Raw genomic sequence first — 20,532 nt, 5'->3', positions numbered from 1 at the left:
TCAGATACTCCCGATCTTCGCTTCGTTAGCGGTGATCCAGTTGCGTAGATCCTCGTCGCTCATCCATTCGGTATTGTTATCGCTGGCGTAGACGAACCCTTCCGCGACTTTCTTGCCATCCTTGATGCGTTTCGGGCAGGTCGCCCACTCGTTGATGACCGGCAGGATCTTGAAATGCTCTGGGTACTCGTAGGTGTAATACGAATCCTCAGCGCTGATCATCTGCTCGTGCAATTTTTCGCCTGGGCGGATACCAACAATCTTTTGCTTGGCGTCGGGAGCCACAACACGGGCAAGGTCGGTCACCTTCATTGAAGGGATCTTCTTCACATAGATTTCGCCGCCTTCCATGTCTTCGAAAGCGTGCCAGACCAACTCGACACCTTCCTCCAGCGAAATCATGAAGCGGGTCATTCGCTCATCGGTGATCGGTAGCTCGCCCTTGTCCTTGATAGACATGAAAAAGGGAATAACCGAGCCCCGCGAGCCCATGACGTTGCCATAGCGCACAACAGCCATGCGAGTTTCGTGACCACCTACGTATGAGTTCCCGGCAACGAAAAGTTTGTCAGACGCCAGCTTGGTGGCACCGTACAGATTGATCGGGCTGCTGGCTTTGTCGGTGGACAACGCCACCACCCGCTTGATGCCTTTGTCGATGCAGGCATCGATCAGGTTCATGGCGCCGTTGATATTGGTCTTGATGCACTCGAAAGGATTGTATTCAGCAGTCGGTACGATCTTGGTAGCGGCCGCATGGACAACGTAGTCAACGCCATCAAGGGCCCGATAAAGGCGTTCTTTGTCGCGAACATCGCCAATAAAGAAGCGAACACGAGGGTCACCCTCGAATTTTTTCGCCATGTCCCATTGCTTCATTTCGTCCCTTGAGAAGATGATGATCTTCTTGGGGTTGTATTTGGCCAGGGTCATCGGTACGAATGTGTTACCGAACGAGCCGGTACCGCCGGTCACCAAAATCGTCTTGTTGCTCAACATCTACAGTCCCTCAAACCCAAAGCGAAACTTAATTATTTTTGCAGGACCACCTACTACAATTGCCCCTACCGGAACATCCTTGGTCACCACAGAATTAGCACCAATCACCGAATGCGAACCTATTTCAACACCGGGCATTATAACCGCATTCGCGCCAATCCAAACATCATCGCCGATCTCGATTGGCTTATTGTAGGTCGCCAAAAAGTCCTCACGGGAAATTCGCCGCTCTTGCTCGCGAATGCTGATCCCGGGGTAACGATCATGCACATGCGAAGCTGAAGACATAAAAATGTTTGGCGCCAGAAGGCATTCCCTGCCAATTGAAACGTCACCATTTATGGTCACGTTCCGCTGGATTGTCGTTCCTTCGCCTATACGGATTCGCGTCAGCGCGGAAAGCTCAACGCCACTATTTAGCCACACCCCATCATCGAGTTTGACCTCTCCAACACCTGCGTTCAACAACGCACTTTTTACAGTGACTCGCCTCCCGATCAATATACGTCCTCGCCTAGAGACCCTAGAAAAAGGCGAGATTAACGATCTACGGGCGAGCATCGAAAAAAACAACCCGAAGACTCTAAGCCGGGCAACCACACCATCAGATAGTTTCTTTAGCAAAACTAACTCTCCAAGAAAAGAAAATCAAAAAAAACAACTGCACAGAGAAACCTACACACATCAAAGAAACGAAAGCAAAAATACCACCCGACTCAAATATCAAGCTGTAAGACACAGAAAGAATAAAAAACAACCCAAGCATACATAACTGAACAGCAAGAAGTTTGTTTCTTTGCGACATCACAAGCAAATAAGACGTGAAGAAATCAGCCGAACGCAATATTGCGCACATCAAGAAAACCGCGCCAACCCCAGCACTCGCCTCTAGCCATTCGGCAGCAAACCAGCGACTTTGCAAAAGCCAAAGCAAACATAGCAGCGCCACCGACAAAAACAAGCATACCAGGAAGGAAATCCTGGCAACGTACCTGAAACCCGCCCTAGGACTATCCAGACATATCTCCGGCAACAGAGTAATCACCCGGGTATTTATCAACTGCTGAATAGAAAGCGCCACCATCACAACAAGTGAGAGGTAAGAAAAGCGTGAAAAATCTTTGGGACTTAAATAATAGGCAGCAAAGACCCTATCCACGTACTGCATAAATGCCCCAACACAAGTCACAGGCACAAACTTCAAGCAATCCAGAAGAAATGTCCGGCTTGGAACAACCATTTTTACGAGCCATGACATCAGAGACTTAAAGCAAAGAATACCCCCTACAAGAACCTCAGCCAAAATCGCGTATGTGGCATTAACTGTGACAAATGCAACACACAAGCCAGCTAAAGCGATGAACAAGTTTCGATAAAGCAACCGCTTCGCATACTCCACGAACCTCTTTTTGCTCTTTACAACCATCAGATCAACAGTAAAAACAAAAAAAACCAACACTTGGACTAGCGAGAGTAAAAATATAAGCATCGGAGCATTCGAAAGAACCCCGTAGCCAATTAATCCGATAAGCCCAACCAGCCAGCAAACGCCACCAAACCATTTTACATTCAACACAAACTCAGATAACTTCTTCTCATTACTGGCTAATAACGGCATCTCCGAATGGCATCTAACTATTACACCAGAACCAACAAGAAGGGCGCCCAGCCCTACAATCAACAAATAATAATTTATTTGAGCATATTGATCAAAAGAAAGTAAATGCGCGTAAGCGAACCCCTTTAGCGCAGCAATCATAGAGGCTCCGCCAGCGAACAACAAATAGGACCAGGCATTCAGCCTAGACGAATATTTTCTGAGCCTCTCTATCACCAACACAACTAACTTCCGAATAAGTATTAATCGAATACTCGAACTGCAGCATAAGCCTTGCCCGAGAAACTGGCGTAACACCTTTGTGTACAGTGATAGTGTCTTCTATCAAACACGTCCCAGCCGGCCCTAAAACCTTGACAACATTATCAGCCCCATACGCGGAGATAATTTCTTCGTCGGTAAAGCGGCGAGACTTGAACATCGGCGATTCGTATTTAATCAATCTATTCGACGTTTTTACAAAAATATGAGGACCAGCATCATCATCCACATCGGTCAAATAAAAGAAAAATTTAACGAACTTCAAGTCATCCAAATCAAAATGAAAGACATGCGCATGGCGCGCCTTGTCTTCCGCACTGGCGTTTACCGGAAAAGTCCACCACATATTAACACTCATTAACTTTGGAGGAACTTTCAAGTACTTAGCAGCAACCAATAGCAAATACGGATCGTTAGCCAATTTAGAAATTTTTTCGTCTTGCTCCGCATCAAAGTATTGAGCCAACAAAAGCTCCTTGCCGAGCGCTTTCTGGGCTTTATCCCTATCTGTTAAATAAAAACCTTTTGCTTGATCTCTGTCCGCGAAACAGGGATTGCTTTCCGAATAGTCCAAGAGATACTCGACAACATCCTTTGGCAACGACGGCCCAGCTAGAGCACCATTAATCTCCAGCTCTGCAACCACCGAATCTATAGACTCGACATCGAATACTACAAATGACTCCTCTTTTCTATTTACCTGAGTCCTTACAAAATCAGCTAGGCGCTTCTTATTAAAAAAGGCCACGACAGTCCAAATCAGAGTCCTTACTGACCTTCGCTTAAACAAGCCACGCATAATTTTATATTTTGTCAACATGATTTCCCTGCTTATCAGCTACAAAAACCCAAAAAAATATCACTATATCGACGAATGAAACCTGCTGAGGAGGGTCACCAAGGAAGCATTTCCCCTCGCCCGCACCAGCTCCATTTTCATGGGTAAATGAGAATTTTGTCCAGATGATTCAACTCAGCTTGCTAGCACAGGTAGAGCGATGGAGCAGCGTGATGATCGTAAGTATGCGTCTGCTGCTGGGTATGTAGCTGGCCTGCGACAACATGCCAAGGCAAATCTATAAAACGAAGTAGCCAGCCTATGAAGCCATAGATACTATCGAATATATGACGCGCGTTATAGCTACCGATTAAATAACTTACTCAAGCATAAACTCAGTTTCAAAAAATATAAAAAGCCCGCTATCGCCGCACACCACGACGATAACAGGCCAGCAAAGCCCCCCCCCCAGACACTAAATTCTATGAATGAAGAGAACTCACTTAATCCGGTTCCGGACAAAGGCAAAACAAATCAATGCCGCAAACCCACCCAGAATCAAACCTATGATTGCGCCCAACACCACAATCAAGCTCTTCCTCGGCTTAACCGGGCTCTCCGGCACCTCAACACTACCATCCTGTCGATAAACCGAAACAAGCTCAGGATCAACATTCAACTTACGATAAAAGTTATACCGCATCTGCAACGTCCGCAGATCTTCTATAAACGCGTCATCTGAGGTTCTGGACTCCAACGTTTTGATCTCAGCAGCCAAAGCTTTACTACCACGCTGATAATCCATCTTGCTACCGGTATCAACGGTAATATCCACCGCAGCAGAGGAGTTGACCGTCGGCGTAGTCAATCCAATCGCCTCGGCAATTTTCAACGCTTCCCGCAATTGCTGAATCCTGTCCTCACGTATCCGCTGAGCAGTCTCGCGCAAGCTGACAATACGTTGTTCCAAATTGCGCGCTCTCACCGAAGCTTCAGTCGTTACGTTTTTGACCAGCTCAGCCTCGGCAGCCTTACTGGCGCGCGCCACGTAGGCCTTGGCCCACTCGGCAGCCTTTACCGGGTCGCCGATTTGCACAGTGACGGAGAAACGATCTGGCGTATCCTTCCCAGGCCCTTTGACGACCAGCTGGCGAGAGAACCGCTCATACAAACGATCAAGAGCCCCCTCTCGTTGCGACTCATCAAGCGAAGGAAGATAAACCTCATTAAAAAAAGTCTGACGAAGCGACTCACCCTGCAAGTTACGAGCAAAAACATCGTAAACATGCTTGATGGTATAAGTTTCCAGCTCCGTACTTTTCCCACGCCCATAGTTCAACTCAGCGATCTCATTCTGAGTCGGCGGCATGATAAAAAGCTTTGCTTCATAGACAGGTTTGCTGAGGAACGCGTAAGCAGCAGCGCCAGCAGTGACCAGAAGAGTAATGGCGAGGATCAGCCATTTTTGAGCCCAAAGCCCGCGAGCGAGGGCGATCAGGTCGATTTCATCGTCGTCGCGCGTTGCAATACGATTATCTTGCATGGATAGCCTCGCTCCCTTTTTTTAGCTTTGCGCTTGCAGACACACGGGTCGCATTAAAAGGTAAGGCGGGCAAGTCCCCGACGGACACAGCGGTCTTTTTATTAAACTTAAACAAATGCAACATACCCAAAGTCAGAAATTTGCGGCAGTGATCCTTACTACGAGACTACTGGGCTCACACATCCATTTATTTCAGCCGCCGACCTCTCCCGGCGATCCACGCCAATAGGGGGCCAATCATCATTCCAGAGAGGAGCGCGAGCAACACAAAAACCGAAACAGGAAGTTGCGGTGCCGACCATCCCAGGAACAACAGCGCGACAGGCTGATTGTTTTCAAGCACGAACAGTACGATAGCCGAAGCCACGAGCACCGCAAGTACGACAAGCGCAAGGCGCTTAAAGTTCCGCATGGAGACCTCTTTTTTTGGGGTCGATTCAGACCTCGTCACCCTCTTCCTCGTTCACCCGGTCTCGGAGCTCCTTGCCCGGCTTGAAATGAGGTACGAATTTTCCATCGAGGCTGACAGATTGACCTGTTTTTGGGTTGCGACCCACACGAGGGGCGCGGTAGTGCAGGGAGAAACTGCCGAACCCGCGGATTTCGATACGATCTCCGGTCGCCAGGCATTGGGACATTTGTTCAAGCATGGTCTTGATGGCCAGCTCTACATCCTTGGATGAGAGCAGCCCTTGATGGGTGACAATTCGTTCGATCAACTCCGACTTCGTCATGTTTTTCCCTTCTTTTTCAAGCAGCTAGGAAAATCGCTTCAAAGGTTTTAGCATGCCCGGAGGAATTTGAACAGCCCAACTCTTGACATATCTTCAGCGCCCCCTGATCGCCCCTTTTTGGCGCAGACTGAAAACAATTTGCAAGTTAGCGGCACATGACCAGCATGGTGCGAGTCAGGTAACCCGCCGGATTGAAGCCAAAGGGGTATTGATCCTGGTCTTTTGCATCATCGGATCGAGTGATCACCTTGTAGCCTGCCCCCTTGCACTCCTTGGCTGCGCGCTTATGGCACTTCTCCCAGCCGGAGCCCAGCCCTGAGCAATCGATCTCGATACCGCTGACACCTCGCACGGCGTGGGTCTTGGCGCTCGTGGCGCAGCCTGCCAGCAGCAGAACAACCAACATCAGAAAGAGCTTATTCATTCAGATCCTTCGTTAGAGGGACGCATCCCTGTCCCGAATTTTTCCAGCTGTGTCATAGAAGAGACACCCATGCTGGCCGTTTGGTTTCGCAACGCTTCGAGAGGAACGCCTGGGACAACCCTACAATGCCTTGGCAAACCAGAAATCGCAGGCACAAAAAAGGGCGACCGAAGTCGCCCTTTTTCTATGGTCTGACAGAACTCAGTTCTGTTTTTCCATCTGTGCACGCAGCAGGTCGCCCAGAGTGGTAGGACCAGCAGCAATGTCAGTAGCTGGCTTGTCGCGCAGGCTCTGGATTGCTTCTTTCTCTTCAGCGTCGTCTTTCGACTTGATGGAGAGCTGGATTACGCGGCTCTTGCGGTCAACGCTGATGATCTTGGCTTCTACTTCTTCGCCTTCCTTCAGGACGTTGCGCGCGTCTTCAACGCGGTCACGGCTGATTTCGGAGGCTTTCAGAGTCGCTTCGATATCGTCGGCCAGGGTGATGATGGCGCCTTTGGCGTCAACTTCTTTCACGATGCCCTTAACGATTGCGCCTTTGTCGTTCTCTTGAACGTACTCGGAGAACGGATCGCTTTCCAGTTGCTTGATACCCAGGGAGATGCGCTCGCGCTCTGGGTCAACCGACAGGATAACGGTGTCCAGCTCGTCGCCCTTCTTGAAACGGCGTACGGCTTCTTCGCCCACTTCGTTCCAGGAGATGTCGGACAGGTGAACCAGGCCGTCGATGCCGCCGTCCAGACCAATGAAGATACCGAAATCGGTGATCGACTTGATGGTGCCGGAGATTTTATCGCCCTTGTTGAACTGGCCAGAGAAGTCTTCCCATGGGTTGGACTTGCACTGCTTGATGCCGAGGGAGATACGACGACGCTCTTCGTCGATGTCCAGAACCATGACTTCCACTTCGTCGCCGACTTGTACGACTTTCGAAGGGTGGATGTTCTTGTTGGTCCAGTCCATTTCGGAAACGTGTACCAGGCCTTCAACGCCTTCTTCCAGCTCAGCGAAGCAGCCGTAGTCGGTGAGGTTGGTAACACGAGCGGTGACGCGGGTGCCTTCTGGGTAACGGGCTTTGATAGCGACCCATGGATCTTCACCCAGTTGCTTGAGGCCCAGGGAAACACGATTGCGCTCGCGATCGTACTTCAGAACCTTGACATCGATCTCGTCGCCAACGTTGACGATTTCCGAAGGATGCTTGATACGCTTCCAGGCCATGTCGGTGATGTGCAGCAGGCCATCGACGCCACCCAGATCGACGAATGCGCCGTAATCGGTGAGGTTTTTGACGATACCCTTGACCTGCTGGCCTTCCTGCAGCGATTCCAGCAGAGCTTCACGCTCGGCGGAGTTCTCGGCTTCCAGGACACTGCGACGGGAAACGACAACGTTGTTGCGCTTCTGGTCCAGCTTGATGACCTTGAATTCCAGCTCTTTGCCTTCCAGGTGCGTGGTGTCGCGCACTGGACGAACGTCAACCAGGGAACCTGGCAGGAACGCACGGATGCCGTTAACGTCGACAGTGAAGCCGCCTTTAACCTTACCGTTGATAACGCCCTTGACCACTTCCTCAGCTGCGAAGGCCGCTTCCAGAACGATCCAGCATTCAGCACGCTTGGCTTTTTCACGGGACAGCTTGGTTTCACCGAAGCCATCTTCAACCGAATCCAACGCTACGTGAACTTCGTCACCAACGTTGATGTTCAGTTCGCCAGCGTCGTTGTAGAACTGCTCAAGCGGGATCAGCGCTTCAGACTTCAGACCAGCGTGAACGGTTACCCAGCGAGCCTGGTAATCGATATCAACGATAACGCCGGTGATGATGGAGCCTGCCTGAAGGTTCAGGGTTTTCAAGCTTTCTTCAAAGAGTTCCGCAAAGCTTTCGCTCATTTTAATTCCTGTTGATTAGGGCGAAGTAAACGCCCATCTCCACACCCCAGACGATGTGGGTTAGTTTCATATATAAGAAGCACCGCAGGACTATGACTGGTCCCCTGCGGAGCTTCCTGGTCACCCGGCGATATCGCGAAGCGCGATTTCACTCATGATGCGTTGCAACACCTGATCGATGGACAACTCCGTGGAATCCAGCTGTATCGCATCGGCCGCCGGCTTTAGCGGGGCCACTGCGCGCTGGGTATCACGCTCGTCGCGTGCACGGATCTCATCTAGCAGACTCGACAGACTAACATCCTCGCCTTTGCCCTTCAACTGCAAATATCGGCGGCGAGCCCGCTCCTCCGCGCTGGCGGTCAGGAAAATCTTCAGCGGCGCATCGGTGAACACCACCGTGCCCATGTCCCGGCCGTCCGCCACCAGCCCCGGCGGCTCCTGGAAAGCCCGCTGGCGTTGCAGCAACGCTTCGCGCACCGCCGGCAGCGCGGCGACCTGGGAAGCCCCGGCGCCAACGCTTTCGGTGCGGATGACGTCACTGACTTCATCACCTTCGAGGATGATCCGCTGCAACTGGCCATCGGTGGCCGCGATGAACTGCACGTCCAGATGGGCGGCAAGGGCCTTGAGCAGCTCTTCGTTGGTCAGATCGACGCCATGGTTGGCCGCGGCGAAGGCCAGCAAGCGATACAGGGCACCGGAATCGAGCAGATTCCAGCCCAGTTGCTTGGCCAGCATGCCGGCGATGGTGCCCTTGCCCGATCCGCTTGGGCCATCGATGGTGATGACCGGTGCCTTGATGTTCACGACTGTGCCTCTTGTGCTACTCGAATACCGACCTGCGCGCACAACGCCAGGAAGTTCGGGAACGACGTGGCGACGTTGGCGCAATCATGGATGCGGATCGGCGCGCTGGCGCGCAGGGACGCAACACTGAAGGCCATGGCGATACGGTGATCACCGTGCCCATGGACCTCGCCGCCACCAATCTGGCCGCCGTCGATGATGATGCCATCCGGCGTCGGCTCACATTTGACGCCGAGCGCGAGCAGGCCATCCGCCATCACCTGGATGCGATCCGATTCCTTGACCCGCAGCTCTTCGGCGCCAGTGAGCACAGTGCGGCCTTCCGCGCAGGCAGCCGCCACGAACAGCACCGGGAACTCGTCAATCGCCAGGGGAACCAGCGCTTCCGGAATCTCGATGCCCTTGAGTTTAGCCGCTCGTACGCGCAAGTCCGCAACCGGTTCGCCGCCCACTTCACGCTGGTTCTCCAGGGTGATGTCGGCACCCATGAGGCGCAGGATGTCGATCACGCCGGTACGGGTCGGGTTGATGCCGACATGCTCCAGCACCAGGTCGGATCCTTCGGCGATCGAGGCCGCCACCAGGAAGAACGCCGACGAGGAGATATCGCCTGGCACTTCGATGTGGGTCGCGGTCAGCTTGTTGCCGGATTCAACAGACGCAGTGGCGCCGTCGACCGTGACCGGGTAGCCGAAGCCACGCAGCATGCGTTCGGTGTGGTCGCGGGTCGGCGCCGGCTCGGTGACCGTCGTCTTGCCTTCGGCGTAGAGGCCCGCCAGCAGCAGGCAGGATTTCACCTGGGCACTGGCCATCGGCATGGTGTAGGTCAGGCCCTTGAGCTTGTTGCCACCACGAATGGTCATGGGTGGACGGCCCTCGGCAGCGGTCTCGATCACCGCGCCCATTTCCCGCAACGGGTTGGCAACACGGTTCATCGGGCGCTTGGACAGCGAGGCATCGCCGGTCAGGGTGCTGTCGAAGTCCTGGGCGGCCAGCAGGCCGGACAACAGGCGCATCGAGGTGCCGGAGTTGCCCAGGTAGATCGGGCCCGGCGCAGGCTTGAGGCCGTGCAGGCCGACACCATGAATCGTCACGCGGCCGTGGTGCGGACCTTCGATGACCACGCCCATGTCGCGAAACGCTTGCAGCGTCGCCAGAGCGTCTTCGCCCTCGAGGAAACCTTCCACCTCGGTCACGCCCTCGGCCAGCGAGCCGAGCATGATCGAACGGTGGGAAATCGATTTATCGCCCGGTACACGAATCCGCCCACTGAGGGAGCCACCAGGTTGTGCCAGGAAAATCAGATCGTTGGAGTTCATAGCGTCCACATAGGCCCGACGGGCCAGGATTTTACTGAAATGCTCGCGGGCCACCCTGGCACGTGTGAAAACGCCCAGCAATTGGTGCCCGTCCCCTGCATCGACCGCGTCGCGCAAGGCGTCGAGGTCGCTGCGAAATGTATCGAGTGTGCGTAGGACAGCTTCACGGTTGGCGAGGAAGATGTCATGCCACATGACCGGGTCGCTACCCGCGATTCTCGTGAAATCGCGGAAACCGCCGGCAGCGTAACGGAAGATCTCAAGATTTTCATTGCGTTTGGCCAATGAATCCACCAGACCGAACGCCAGCAGATGCGGCAAATGGCTGGTGGCGGCCAATACTTCGTCGTGTCGCTCGACCTGCATGTGCTCGACATCGGCACCCAACTCGCGCCACAGGCGATCCACCACCGCCAGCGCCGCCGGGTCCGTCTGATCCAACGGCGTCAGGATGACTTTATGACGACGGAACAGCTCGGCATTGGAGGCCTCCACCCCGCTCTGTTCGGAGCCGGCGATCGGGTGACCGGGCACGAAACGCGCCGGCACGCCGCCAAACGCCTCGGTCGCCGCCCGCACAACATTGCCCTTGGCACTGCCGACGTCGGTGAGAATCGCTTGCCCGAGCTCCATGCCGGCCAATCGGGCCAGCAGTTTCTCCATGGCCAGGATCGGCACCGCCAGCTGGATCACATCCGCGCCCTGGCAAGCGACCTGCAAATCGTCTTCACAGCGGTCCACCACGCCCAGCTCTACCGCCAGCTTGCGTGAATGCGGGTCAAGATCGACGCCCACGACTTCCTGGCACAGCCCGCTTTCACGCAGGCCCTTGGCGAACGAACCGCCAATCAACCCCAGGCCGACCACCACCAGGCGACCGATCATAGGGGTCGCAGGTTGCAGCAAGGTGACATCAACCACGAGCCAGGACCTTGCTCAGCGCCTCCAGGAAACGGCTGTTTTCCGCCGGCAGGCCAACGGTGACCCGCAGGTGATTCGGCATGCCGTAGTTGGCCACCGGACGCACGATCACGCCTTCGCGCAGCAAGCCTTGATAGACCGGCGCCGCGACGCGTCCCACGTCCACACAAATGAAGTTGCCCTTGGAAGGAATCCAGCCCAGACCCAACTCACGCAAGCCCACTTCCAATTGCTGCATGCCGGCTTCGTTCAAGCGACGGCTTTGCCCCAGGTAGGCTTCGTCCTGCAATGCGGCGCAAGCGGCAGCCAGGGCGAAGCTGTTGACGTTGAATGGTTGGCGCACGCGGTTCAGCACATCGGCCACCACCGCAGTGGACAAGCCGTAGCCAACCCGAAGCGACGCCAGGCCATAAGCCTTGGAGAAGGTGCGCGACACCAGCAGGTTCGGGTAGGCGGCGAGGAAATCCAACCCATCGGGCAAGTCGCTGCCTTCGGCGTATTCGATGTAGGCCTCGTCCAGCACCACCAGGACGTGCTCGGGCACGTCCTGCAGGAAGTCGTCCAGGGCTTGGGCGTCGAACCAGGTGCCGGTCGGGTTGTTCGGGTTGGCGATGAAGACTACGCGGGTATTGGCGTCGATGGCGGCGAGCATGGCGGGCAAGTCGTGCCCCCAAGCCTTGGCTGGAACGACACGGGCATCGGCACCGACGGCCTGGGTGGCAATCGGGTAGACCGCGAACGCATGTTCACTGAACACGGCATTGAGGCCCGGCGCCAGGTACGCACGGGCGACCAGCTCGAGAATGTCGTTGGAGCCGTTACCCAGGGTCACCTGGTTCAGCTCGACGCCGCAGCGCTCGGCCAGCAGGCTTTTCAAGGCGAAGCCGTTGCCATCGGGGTAGCGCGTCAGCTCGGCCAGTTCGTCGCGAATTGCCGCGAGTGCCTTGGGGCTCGCGCCCAGCGGATTCTCGTTGCTCGCCAACTTGACGATGCTGGCCGGATCAAGATCCAGCTCGCGGGCCAGTTCGTCCACAGGCTTGCCTGGAACGTAGGGCGAAAGTTGTTGCACGCCTGGCTGGGCCAGGGCGAGGAAGTTGCCACTCATTTGCTATCCGCCCTTAAAGAACTGCCTTGGGGTAGGAACCCAGCACCTTGAGTGCCACTGCTTCCTGACTGATTTTCTCCAGCACACCTTTCACCAGCGGATCGCGGTGGTGGCCGACGAAATCGATGAAGAACACGTAGGTCCATTTACCACTGCGCGAAGGGCGAGTCTCGATCCGCGTCAGATCGATGCCGTTGTCATGGAACGGCACCAACAGTTCATGGAGCGCCCCCGGCTTGTTGCTCATGGAGACAATGATCGAGGTCTTGTCGTCGCCCGTCGGCGGGACTTCCTGGTTACCGATCATCAGGAACCGGGTGGAGTTGTCCGGACGGTCCTCGATTTTCTCGGCCAGGCGCGTCAGCTCGTAAAGGCCTGCCGCCATGTCGCCGGCGATCGCCGCCGAGTTCCACTCACCCTTGACCCGCTTGGCCGCCTCGGCATTGCTCGATACCGCCACGCGCTCGACGTTCGGGTAATGGGCGTCCAGCCACTTGCGGCACTGGGCCAGGGACTGTGCGTGGGAGTAGATCCGGCTGATGCTGTCGGTCTTGGTGTTCTCACCCACCAGCAGATGATGGTGAATGCGCAGCTCGACTTCGCCGCAGATCACCATGTCGTGCTCGAGGAAGCTGTCCAGGGTGTGGTTGACCGCACCTTCGGTGGAGTTCTCCACCGGCACCACGCCGAAATTCACGGCACCGGCCGCCACTTCGCGGAAGACTTCGTCGATGGCCGCCATCGGCTTGCTGATCACGGCGTGACCGAAATGCTTCATGGCCGCTGCCTGGGTGAAGGTGCCCTCCGGGCCCAGGTAAGCGACCTTCAGCGGCTGTTCGAGAGCCAGGCACGAGGACATGATTTCGCGGAACAAGCGCGCCATCTCTTCGTTGCCCAACGGCCCCTTGTTGCGCTCCATGACACGCTTGAGCACTTGGGCTTCGCGCTCCGGCCGGTAGAACACCGGCACTTCGCCTTCGGCCAGGGACGCCATTTTTACCCGGGCGACTTCCTGGGCACAGCGTGCACGCTCGCTGATCAACTCCAGGACTTTCTCATCCAGGGCATCGATGCGTAGGCGCAGCGCCTTGAGTTCTTGCTCAGACATCAGCCGTGTTCCTTCTCGAACTCCGCCATGTAGGCAATCAGCGCGTTGACTGCGTTGATGTCCACGGCGTTGTAGATGGAGGCGCGCATGCCGCCGACCGAGCGGTGGCCCTTGAGGTTCAGCAGGCCGCGCTCGTCGGCGCCGGCCAGGAACGGCTTGTCGAGACGATCATCCGCCAGGCGGAACGGCACGTTCATCCAGGAGCGATCAGACTTGTTGATCGGGTTGCTGTAGAGGCCGCTGGCATCGATGAAGTCATACAGCGTGCGCTGCTTCACTTCGTTGAGCTTGCCGATAGCCTCGACACCGCCCTGCTCTTTCAGCCACTCGAAGACCAGGCCTGACAGGTACCAGGCCAGGGTCGGCGGGGTGTTGTACATCGAGCCGTTGTCCGCCGCGACCTTGTAGTTGAGCATGGTCGGGCACAGAGAGCGGGCGCGACCGAGCAGGTCTTCGCGGATGATCGCAACCAGAATGCCGCTCGGGCCGATGTTCTTCTGGGCGCCGGCGTAAATCATGCCGAAACGGGAGATGTCCACTGGACGCGAAAGGATGTCCGAGGACATGTCGGCCACCAGCGGCACGTCACCGGTTTCCGGGACCCAGTTGAATTCCAGGCCACCAATGGTTTCGTTTGGCGCGTAGTGGACGTACGCCGCGTCCTTGGACAGCTTCCACTCGTTCTGGCCGGGTATCGCGAAATAGTCGTAGGGCTTGGCGGTGGCCGCCACGTTGACGTGACCGTAGCGCGACGCTTCTTCGATGGCCTTCTGCGACCAGATACCGGTGTCGATGTAGTCAGCCGAGCCGTTTTCCGGCAGCAGGTTCAGCGCAATCTGGGCGAACTGCTGGCTGGCGCCGCCTTGCAGGAACAGCACTTTATAGTTGGACGGGATGTTCAGCAGATCACGCAGGTCCTGCTCGGCCTTGGTGGCGATGGACACGAATTCATCGCTGCGATGGCTCATCTCCATGACCGACAGGCCCTTGCCATGCCAGTCGAGAAGTTCGCCCTGGGCACGCTTCAGGACCGCTTCGGGAAGCGCCGCCGGGCCGGCACAGAAGTTATAGGCTCTCTTGCTCACATCCAATCTCGCTCTGATCTGGTGGTCACATAAATCTTTTGGTCCGCACACCGCCGTTACAGGGCTACCGCTTAGTCAAGACATGGCTGAATCAGTGGCAAGGGAGCTTGCTCCCGCTTGAATGCGAAGCGCTCACAAAAAATAGGGGCCGCTGCGCACTGGAGCGCCAGCCGGCCCAGCGGGAGCAAGCTCCCTCACCACAATGAATCAAACAAGCCTCAAGAGAGGGGCAGTCCCCATAGGGATTGCGCAGTGTCGCAAATTTTCAAACGGAACAAACAACAAGGGGGCGAATTTTCATCCGCCCCCTGCGTTCCCGCTTAGTCCTGCGGCTCTTCTTCGTCTGCGGCAGCATCGAGCGGTTGGTCGCCGGCGACGTCGTCAATATCGGCACCGAGGGCGCCATCGAACGCCACGCCGTCCTCGCCTTCCAGCTCTTCGCCTTCGACTTCCGAAGGCTCCTGGACGCGCTCAAGGCCGACCAGTTTTTCGTCTTTGGCCAGCTTGATCAGCGTCACGCCCTGGGTGTTACGACCCAGGCTGGAGACTTCGTCGACCCGCGTACGCACCAACGTGCCCTGATCGGAAATCAGCATGATCTCCTCGCCGTCGAGCACCTGGACCGCGCCAACCAGGCGACCGTTACGCTCGTTGCTGACCATGGCGATCACGCCCTGGCCGCCACGCTTGTACTCGGGGAACTCGCTGATGGCGGTACGCTTGCCGTAGCCACGCTCGGAAGCGGTGAGGATCTGGCTGCCTTCTTCGGGGATCAGCATGGAAATCAGCTTTTGCCCTTCCGGCAGACGCATGCCGCGCACACCACGGGCGGTACGGCCCATGGCGCGGACATCGGATTCCTTGAAGCGCGTGACCTTGCCGCCGTCGGAGAACAGCATGACTTCGCGTTCGCCGTCGGTGATGGCGGCGGAAATCAGCACGTCGCCCTCGTCCAGCTCCAGGGCGATCAGGCCGACGCTGCGCTGGCGGCTGAAGGATTCCAGCGGGGTCTTCTTCACGGTGCCGTTGGCGGTTGCCATGAAGATGTAGTGACCTTCGGTGTATTCCTCCACCGGCAGCATGGTGGTGATGTATTCACCGTCGTCCAGCGGCAACAGGTTGACCAGCGGACGACCACGGGCAGCGCGGGATGCTTCGGGAATTTCGTAGGTCTTGAGCCAGTACACCTTGCCCTTGCTGGAGAACAGCAGCAGCGTAGTGTGGCTGTTGGCGACCAGCAGGTGTGCGATGTAGTCCTCGTCCTTGACGCCGGTAGCCGATTTGCCTTTGCCACCGCGACGCTGGGCCTGGTAGGCGGCCAACGGTTGGGTCTTGGCATAGCCGCCGTGGGAAATGGTCACCACGCGCTCTTCTTCCGGGATCATGTCCCCCAGGGTCAGGTCCAGGCGCGCATCGAGGATTTCGGTGCGGCGCACGTCGCCGTATTCGGCGCGGATCACTTCCAGTTCTTCGCGGATCACTTCCATCAGGCGCGTGGCGCTGTTGAGGATGCGGATCAGCTCGCCGATCTGGTTGAGGATTTCCTGGTATTCGGCCAGCAGCTTCTCGTGCTCCAGACCGGTCAGGCGGTGCAGGCGCAGTTCCAGGATGGCTTGCGCCTGCTCCGGGGACAGGAAGTACTTGCCTTCGCGCAGGCCGTATTGTGGATCTAGGTTTTCCGGACGGCACGAATCGGCACCGGCGCGTTCGACCATCGCCACTACCGCACTGGATTCCCAAGGGGTGCTGACCAACGCTTCCTTGGCTTCCGACGGCGTTGGCGAGGCCTTGATCAAGGCGATCACCGGGTCGATGTTCGACAGGGCAACGGCCTGGCCTTCGAGGATATGGCCGCGCTCGCGCGCCTTGCGCAGCTCGAACACGGTACGGCGGGTAACCACTTCGCGACGGTGACGGACGAAGGCTTCCAGCAGGTCCTTGAGGTTCAGGATCCGCGGACGGCCGTCGATCAACGCGACGATGTTGATGCCGAACACGCTTTGCAGCTGGGTCTGGGCGTAGAGGTTGTTGAGGATCACCTCGGGCACTTCGCCACGACGCAACTCGATCACGACGCGCATGCCGTCCTTGTCGGACTCGTCACGCAGCTCGGTGATGCCTTCGAGTTTCTTCTCTTTCACCAGCTCGGCGATCTTCTCGATCAGGCGAGCCTTGTTCAGTTGGTACGGCAGTTCGGTGATGACGATCTGCTGGCGGCCGCCAACCTTGTCGATGTCCTCGACGGTGGAACGGGCGCGCATGTAGATGCGGCCACGACCGGTGCGATAGGCCTCGATGATGCCGGCGCGACCGTTGATGATCGCGGCGGTCGGGAAATCCGGGCCGGGGATGTACTGCATCAGCTCATCGACGGACAGTTCCGGGTTGTCGATGAGGGCCAGACAGCCGCCGATGACTTCGCCGAGGTTGTGCGGCGGGATGTTGGTCGCCATGCCCACGGCGATACCGCTGGAGCCGTTGACGAGCAGGTTCGGGATACGGGTCGGCATGACCGCCGGGATCATCTCGGTGCCGTCGTAGTTCGGCACCCAGTCCACGGTTTCCTTATGCAGGTCGGCCAGCAGCTCGTGGGCCAGCTTGGTCATGCGCACTTCGGTGTATCGCATGGCCGCGGCGTTGTCGCCGTCCACCGAACCGAAGTTGCCCTGGCCATCCACCAGCAGGTAGCGCAGGGAGAACGGCTGCGCCATCCGCACGATGGTGTCGTACACGGCAGTGTCGCCGTGGGGGTGATACTTACCGATCACGTCGCCGACGACACGGGCGGATTTCTTGTACGGCTTGTTGAAGTCGTTGCCCAGCTCGCTCATCGCGAACAGCACGCGCCGGTGCACGGGCTTCAAGCCATCGCGCGCATCCGGCAGCGCCCGCCCGACGATCACGCTCATTGCGTAGTCGAGGTAGGACTGTTTCAGCTCGTCTTCGATATTGACCGGGAGGATTTCTTTGGCCAGTTCGCCCATGAGAAGCCTGATTCCTTTTTCTGGTGAAACCTCGTCACGTCCAGATGGGACGAACGAAGCTCGCCGCTGCAGGACAAATGCCGAGCAGCGACTTACGACAAATCAACGAGTTATGCCATGGATCTGCGCAGTAAAGGCCACCTCGCGAGGCAGCCTTGGAAACCGCCGGATGTTATCACAAGAGCCGCCACGCACCTATCCCCCAGATGCGCATGGTGCGTAGTTAGTTGACCGATGACAGGCTGAAAAGGGACGAGAGAAGCTCAGAGGCGCTGGGAATGGCGATTGGTGGCCGGATTTGGCTGTTTTTTCAGGCTTTGCCGGCCCCATCGCGAGCAGGCTCGCTCCCACAGGGCAACGTACGCCGTCCAATGTGGGAGCGAGCCTGCTCGCGATGGGGCCAGCTCAGGCGCCGAAGCCCTTAGTGCAACCGCTTGCGACACATCAGTTGGGCCATCTTCGCCGCATCTGGCCGCTCAACAATGCCTTTCTCCGTCACGATAGCGTCGATCAGGTCTGCCGGGGTCACGTCGAAAACCGGATTGAAGGCGTCGGCATCGGCCCCGACCCGCTTGCCGCCAACTTCCAGCAATTCGCGGCCGTCACGCTCTTCGATGGGAATGTCTTCACCGCTGGCCAGGTTCATGTCGATGGTCGAGCTCGGCGCCACCACCATGAAGCGCACACCGTGGTGCATGGCGCAGACTGCCAATTGATAGGTGCCGATCTTGTTCGCCACATCGCCATTGGCGGTGATGCGGTCGGCGCCGACGATCACCCAGGTCACGCCTTTGGTCTTCATGATATGGGCGGCAGCGGAGTCGGCGTTGAGGGTCACCGGAATGCCTTCGTTCGCCAGTTCCCACGCGGTCAACCGCGAACCCTGTAGCCATGGGCGGGTTTCGTCGGCGTAGACCCGCTCGACCATGCCTTCAAGGAATGCACCGCGAATCACCCCGAGCGCGGTACCGAAGCCGCCGGTGGCAAGGGCGCCGGTGTTGCAGTGGGTCAGGATCGCCTGGGCGTTGCCCTGATGCTTGCGAATCAGGTCGACGCCGAGCTGGGCCATGGTCAGGTTGGCCTCGCGATCGCTTTCGTGGATCGCCATGGCTTCGGCCTCCAGGGCCGCCAGTGGATCGGCATGCTCTTTGAGGCGCGCCAAGCGGTCGCGCATGCGGTCAAGCGCCCAGAACAGATTGACCGCCGTCGGCCGGGAATCGGCCAGCAAGGCGAAATCCGCTTCCAGCGCATCTTGCCAGTCACCGCCCTCGGCCAACCGCGCCCGCGCCGCCAGCACCACGCCATAGGCGGCACTGATGCCGATGGCCGGCGCGCCGCGCACTACCATCGAACGGATGGCCTCGGCCACGCCGGCCGCACTGGTGTAGCCGATCCAGTTCTCCTCGAATGGTAAAACACGCTGATCGAGCAGATAAAGAGCGCCATCACGCCAATCGATGGCCTTCACCTTCTCCGCAGCCAACAGTCGATTGCGCATCCTTCACCCCGCACTCAGAAACAAAAGCCGCCGATTATAGCGATCCCTCCGCGAAGACGCTCGGGTATACTTCGCCTCCTTTATAACTCATGGAACCGTTCCACGATGCCCAAGCCTGCCGTTGCGCTCGACTTATTATTGCTGCCGACCTGGTTGGTGCCTGTCGAACCCGCCGGTGTCGTGCTCAAGGATCATGGCCTGGGGATTCGCGACGGTTGCATCGTGTTCATCGGGCCACGGGCCGAAGCCATGAGGTGCGACGCCGCTGAAGTCCGCGAATTGCCCGGCATGCTGCTCAGCCCAGGCCTGGTCAACGCCCACGGTCACGCGGCGATGACGCTGTTCCGCGGCCTGGCCGATGACCTGCCGCTGATGACCTGGCTCGAACAGCACATCTGGCCCGCCGAGGGCAAATGGGTCGATGAGGATTTCGTCCGCGACGGCACCGACCTGGCGATCGCCGAGCAGATCCAGGGCGGCATCACCTGCTTTTCGGACATGTACTTCTACCCCAAGGTCGCCAGCGACCGCGTCCATAACAGCGGCATCCGCGCGCAAATAGCCATTCCCATTCTCGACTTTCCGATCCCCGGCGCCGCCAACGCCGACGACGCCATTCGTCAGGGCATCGAATTATTCGGCGACCTCAAGCACCACCCGAGGATCAGAGTCGCATTCGGCCCGCATGCGCCATACACCGTGGGCGACGACAACCTGGAGAAGATCCGGGTGATCGCCGAAGAACTGGACGCGGCCATCCACATGCATGTTCACGAAACCGCCTTCGAAGTGCAGCAGGCTGTGGATAATACCGGCGAGCGGCCGATGGCCCGACTGGCGCGGCTTGGCCTGTTGGGGCCACGCTTCCAGGCGGTGCACATGACCCAGGTCAGCGACGAGGACCAGGCCCTGCTGGTAGAACACAACTGCAGCGTGATCCATTGTCCGGAGTCCAATCTGAAGCTGGCCAGCGGCTTCTGCCCGGTGGAGCGCCTGTGGCAGGCTGGCGTCAACGTCGCGGTCGGCACCGACGGTGCGGCGAGCAACAATGACCTGGACCTGCTGGGCGAAACCCGCACCGCCGCCCTGCTGGCGAAGGCCGTTGCGGGCTCGGCCACCGCCCTGGACGCCCACCGTGCGCTGCGCATGGCCACGCTCAACGGCGCCCGGGCTTTGGGCATCGAAGCGACGGTCGGTTCACTGGAAGTCGGCAAGGCCGCCGACCTGGTGGCCTTCGACCTGTCCGGGCTGGCGCAACAACCGGTCTACGACCCGGTTTCGCAGTTGATCTACGCCACGGGCCGGCATTGCGTCAAACACCTGTGGGTGGCCGGAAAACAATTGCTGGAGGAAGGTCGCCTGACTCGCATGGACGAGTCGCAACTGACTGCCACGGCCCAGGCCTGGGGCCGGCGGGTGAGCGGCCAGGACGAATAGCACGCCCTTTGAGCC

17 protein-coding genes are annotated in these 20,532 nt (G+C 57.6%); 1 reads left to right on the top strand and 16 read right to left on the bottom strand.

The features are described 5' to 3' along the window. The 16 genes from pseB to mtnA form a co-directional block, all read right to left on the bottom strand. Entirely contained in the window at nucleotides 1–999 is a 999-nt protein-coding gene (gene pseB, locus J3P92_RS08505) for a UDP-N-acetylglucosamine 4,6-dehydratase (inverting) (RefSeq protein ID WP_434650365.1), read from the bottom strand. Beyond that, complete coding sequence (locus tag J3P92_RS08500) at nucleotides 1,000–1,464, bottom strand: acyltransferase (RefSeq protein ID WP_434650363.1); 465 nt, start codon at nucleotides 1,462–1,464, stop codon at nucleotides 1,000–1,002. It abuts the gene before it with no gap. A gap of 139 nt (nucleotides 1,465–1,603) precedes the next feature. Beyond that, nucleotides 1,604–2,758: a hypothetical protein gene (locus J3P92_RS08495; RefSeq protein WP_434650361.1), complete on the bottom strand. Its 1,155-nt coding sequence runs from the start codon at nucleotides 2,756–2,758 to the stop codon at nucleotides 1,604–1,606. Between the two features lie 43 nt (nucleotides 2,759–2,801). Next, nucleotides 2,802–3,698 (bottom strand): hypothetical protein, encoded by an 897-nt coding sequence (locus tag J3P92_RS08490; RefSeq protein ID WP_434650359.1) that lies wholly within the window; start codon nucleotides 3,696–3,698, stop codon nucleotides 2,802–2,804. Nucleotides 3,699–4,155: 457 nt separating this feature from the next. Next, nucleotides 4,156–5,199 (bottom strand): LPS O-antigen chain length determinant protein WzzB, encoded by a 1,044-nt coding sequence (locus tag J3P92_RS08485; protein ID WP_434650357.1) that lies wholly within the window; start codon nucleotides 5,197–5,199, stop codon nucleotides 4,156–4,158. A 187-nt stretch (nucleotides 5,200–5,386) separates the two neighbouring features. Further along, the gene (locus J3P92_RS08480; RefSeq protein WP_420767792.1) at nucleotides 5,387–5,611 is read right to left on the bottom strand and encodes a lipopolysaccharide assembly protein LapA domain-containing protein; all 225 of its coding nucleotides are present in this window, start codon (nucleotides 5,609–5,611) and stop codon (nucleotides 5,387–5,389) included. A gap of 25 nt (nucleotides 5,612–5,636) precedes the next feature. Beyond that, a complete protein-coding gene (ihfB, locus tag J3P92_RS08475; protein ID WP_420767791.1) occupies nucleotides 5,637–5,933 on the bottom strand; it encodes an integration host factor subunit beta in 297 nt (98 codons plus the stop codon). A gap of 145 nt (nucleotides 5,934–6,078) precedes the next feature. Then, nucleotides 6,079–6,357: a hypothetical protein gene (locus tag J3P92_RS08470; protein WP_420767790.1), complete on the bottom strand. Its 279-nt coding sequence runs from the start codon at nucleotides 6,355–6,357 to the stop codon at nucleotides 6,079–6,081. A 201-nt stretch (nucleotides 6,358–6,558) separates the two neighbouring features. After that, nucleotides 6,559–8,250 carry a 30S ribosomal protein S1 gene (gene rpsA, locus J3P92_RS08465; protein WP_030141013.1) on the bottom strand — a complete coding sequence of 564 codons (1,692 nt, stop codon included), beginning with the start codon at nucleotides 8,248–8,250 and terminating at the stop codon, nucleotides 6,559–6,561. Between the two features lie 120 nt (nucleotides 8,251–8,370). After that, nucleotides 8,371–9,060, bottom strand: a complete 690-nt coding sequence (cmk, locus tag J3P92_RS08460) for a (d)CMP kinase (protein WP_030141014.1) — start codon at nucleotides 9,058–9,060, stop codon at nucleotides 8,371–8,373. Next, nucleotides 9,057–11,264 carry a bifunctional prephenate dehydrogenase/3-phosphoshikimate 1-carboxyvinyltransferase gene (locus J3P92_RS08455; protein ID WP_434651112.1) on the bottom strand — a complete coding sequence of 736 codons (2,208 nt, stop codon included), beginning with the start codon at nucleotides 11,262–11,264 and terminating at the stop codon, nucleotides 9,057–9,059. Before J3P92_RS08455 ends, cmk begins: the two co-directional genes overlap by 4 nt. Nucleotides 11,265–11,292: 28 nt before the next feature. After that, a complete protein-coding gene (gene hisC / locus J3P92_RS08450) occupies nucleotides 11,293–12,405 on the bottom strand; it encodes a histidinol-phosphate transaminase (RefSeq protein ID WP_434650355.1) in 1,113 nt (370 codons plus the stop codon). Nucleotides 12,406–12,418: 13 nt separating this feature from the next. Further along, nucleotides 12,419–13,513, bottom strand: a complete 1,095-nt coding sequence (pheA, locus tag J3P92_RS08445) for a prephenate dehydratase (RefSeq protein WP_420767788.1) — start codon at nucleotides 13,511–13,513, stop codon at nucleotides 12,419–12,421. Then, nucleotides 13,513–14,598: a 3-phosphoserine/phosphohydroxythreonine transaminase gene (serC, locus tag J3P92_RS08440; RefSeq protein ID WP_420767787.1), complete on the bottom strand. Its 1,086-nt coding sequence runs from the start codon at nucleotides 14,596–14,598 to the stop codon at nucleotides 13,513–13,515. Before serC ends, pheA begins: the two co-directional genes overlap by 1 nt. 320 nt (nucleotides 14,599–14,918) lie before the next feature. Next, a complete protein-coding gene (gene gyrA, locus J3P92_RS08435) occupies nucleotides 14,919–17,582 on the bottom strand; it encodes a DNA gyrase subunit A (RefSeq protein ID WP_434650353.1) in 2,664 nt (887 codons plus the stop codon). 421 nt (nucleotides 17,583–18,003) lie between these two features. After that, nucleotides 18,004–19,080, bottom strand: coding sequence for an S-methyl-5-thioribose-1-phosphate isomerase (gene mtnA / locus J3P92_RS08430; RefSeq protein ID WP_434610335.1), 1,077 nt, complete (start codon nucleotides 19,078–19,080; stop codon nucleotides 18,004–18,006). Nucleotides 19,081–19,185: 105 nt separating this feature from the next. Here mtnA and J3P92_RS08425 point away from each other — a divergent pair, with 105 nt between their 5' ends. Then, a complete protein-coding gene (locus tag J3P92_RS08425; RefSeq protein ID WP_434650351.1) occupies nucleotides 19,186–20,517 on the top strand; it encodes a TRZ/ATZ family hydrolase in 1,332 nt (443 codons plus the stop codon). Nucleotides 20,518–20,532 lie beyond the last annotated feature (15 nt).

The organism is Pseudomonas sp. D3-27, assembly GCF_051132165.1.
Taxonomy (GTDB): Bacteria; Pseudomonadota; Gammaproteobacteria; order Pseudomonadales; family Pseudomonadaceae; genus Aquipseudomonas.
This window is presented reverse-complemented; position numbering and strand designations above follow the sequence as displayed.

Coding starts and splice junctions, on each gene's coding strand:
- gyrA (WP_434650353.1), bottom strand. CDS start 17,582: ATGGGCGAACTGGCCAAAGAAATCCTCCCGGTCAATATCGAAGACGAG.
- J3P92_RS08480 (WP_420767792.1), bottom strand. CDS start 5,611: ATGCGGAACTTTAAGCGCCTTGCGCTTGTCGTACTTGCGGTGCTCGTG.
- J3P92_RS08425 (WP_434650351.1), top strand. CDS start 19,186: ATGCCCAAGCCTGCCGTTGCGCTCGACTTATTATTGCTGCCGACCTGG.
- J3P92_RS08490 (WP_434650359.1), bottom strand. CDS start 3,698: ATGTTGACAAAATATAAAATTATGCGTGGCTTGTTTAAGCGAAGGTCA.
- J3P92_RS08455 (WP_434651112.1), bottom strand. CDS start 11,264: ATGATCGGTCGCCTGGTGGTGGTCGGCCTGGGGTTGATTGGCGGTTCG.
- rpsA (WP_030141013.1), bottom strand. CDS start 8,250: ATGAGCGAAAGCTTTGCGGAACTCTTTGAAGAAAGCTTGAAAACCCTG.
- pseB (WP_434650365.1), bottom strand. CDS start 999: ATGTTGAGCAACAAGACGATTTTGGTGACCGGCGGTACCGGCTCGTTC.
- J3P92_RS08495 (WP_434650361.1), bottom strand. CDS start 2,758: ATGATTGCTGCGCTAAAGGGGTTCGCTTACGCGCATTTACTTTCTTTT.
- hisC (WP_434650355.1), bottom strand. CDS start 12,405: ATGAGTGGCAACTTCCTCGCCCTGGCCCAGCCAGGCGTGCAACAACTT.
- mtnA (WP_434610335.1), bottom strand. CDS start 19,080: ATGCGCAATCGACTGTTGGCTGCGGAGAAGGTGAAGGCCATCGATTGG.
- J3P92_RS08470 (WP_420767790.1), bottom strand. CDS start 6,357: ATGAATAAGCTCTTTCTGATGTTGGTTGTTCTGCTGCTGGCAGGCTGC.
- ihfB (WP_420767791.1), bottom strand. CDS start 5,933: ATGACGAAGTCGGAGTTGATCGAACGAATTGTCACCCATCAAGGGCTG.
- J3P92_RS08485 (WP_434650357.1), bottom strand. CDS start 5,199: ATGCAAGATAATCGTATTGCAACGCGCGACGACGATGAAATCGACCTG.
- pheA (WP_420767788.1), bottom strand. CDS start 13,513: ATGTCTGAGCAAGAACTCAAGGCGCTGCGCCTACGCATCGATGCCCTG.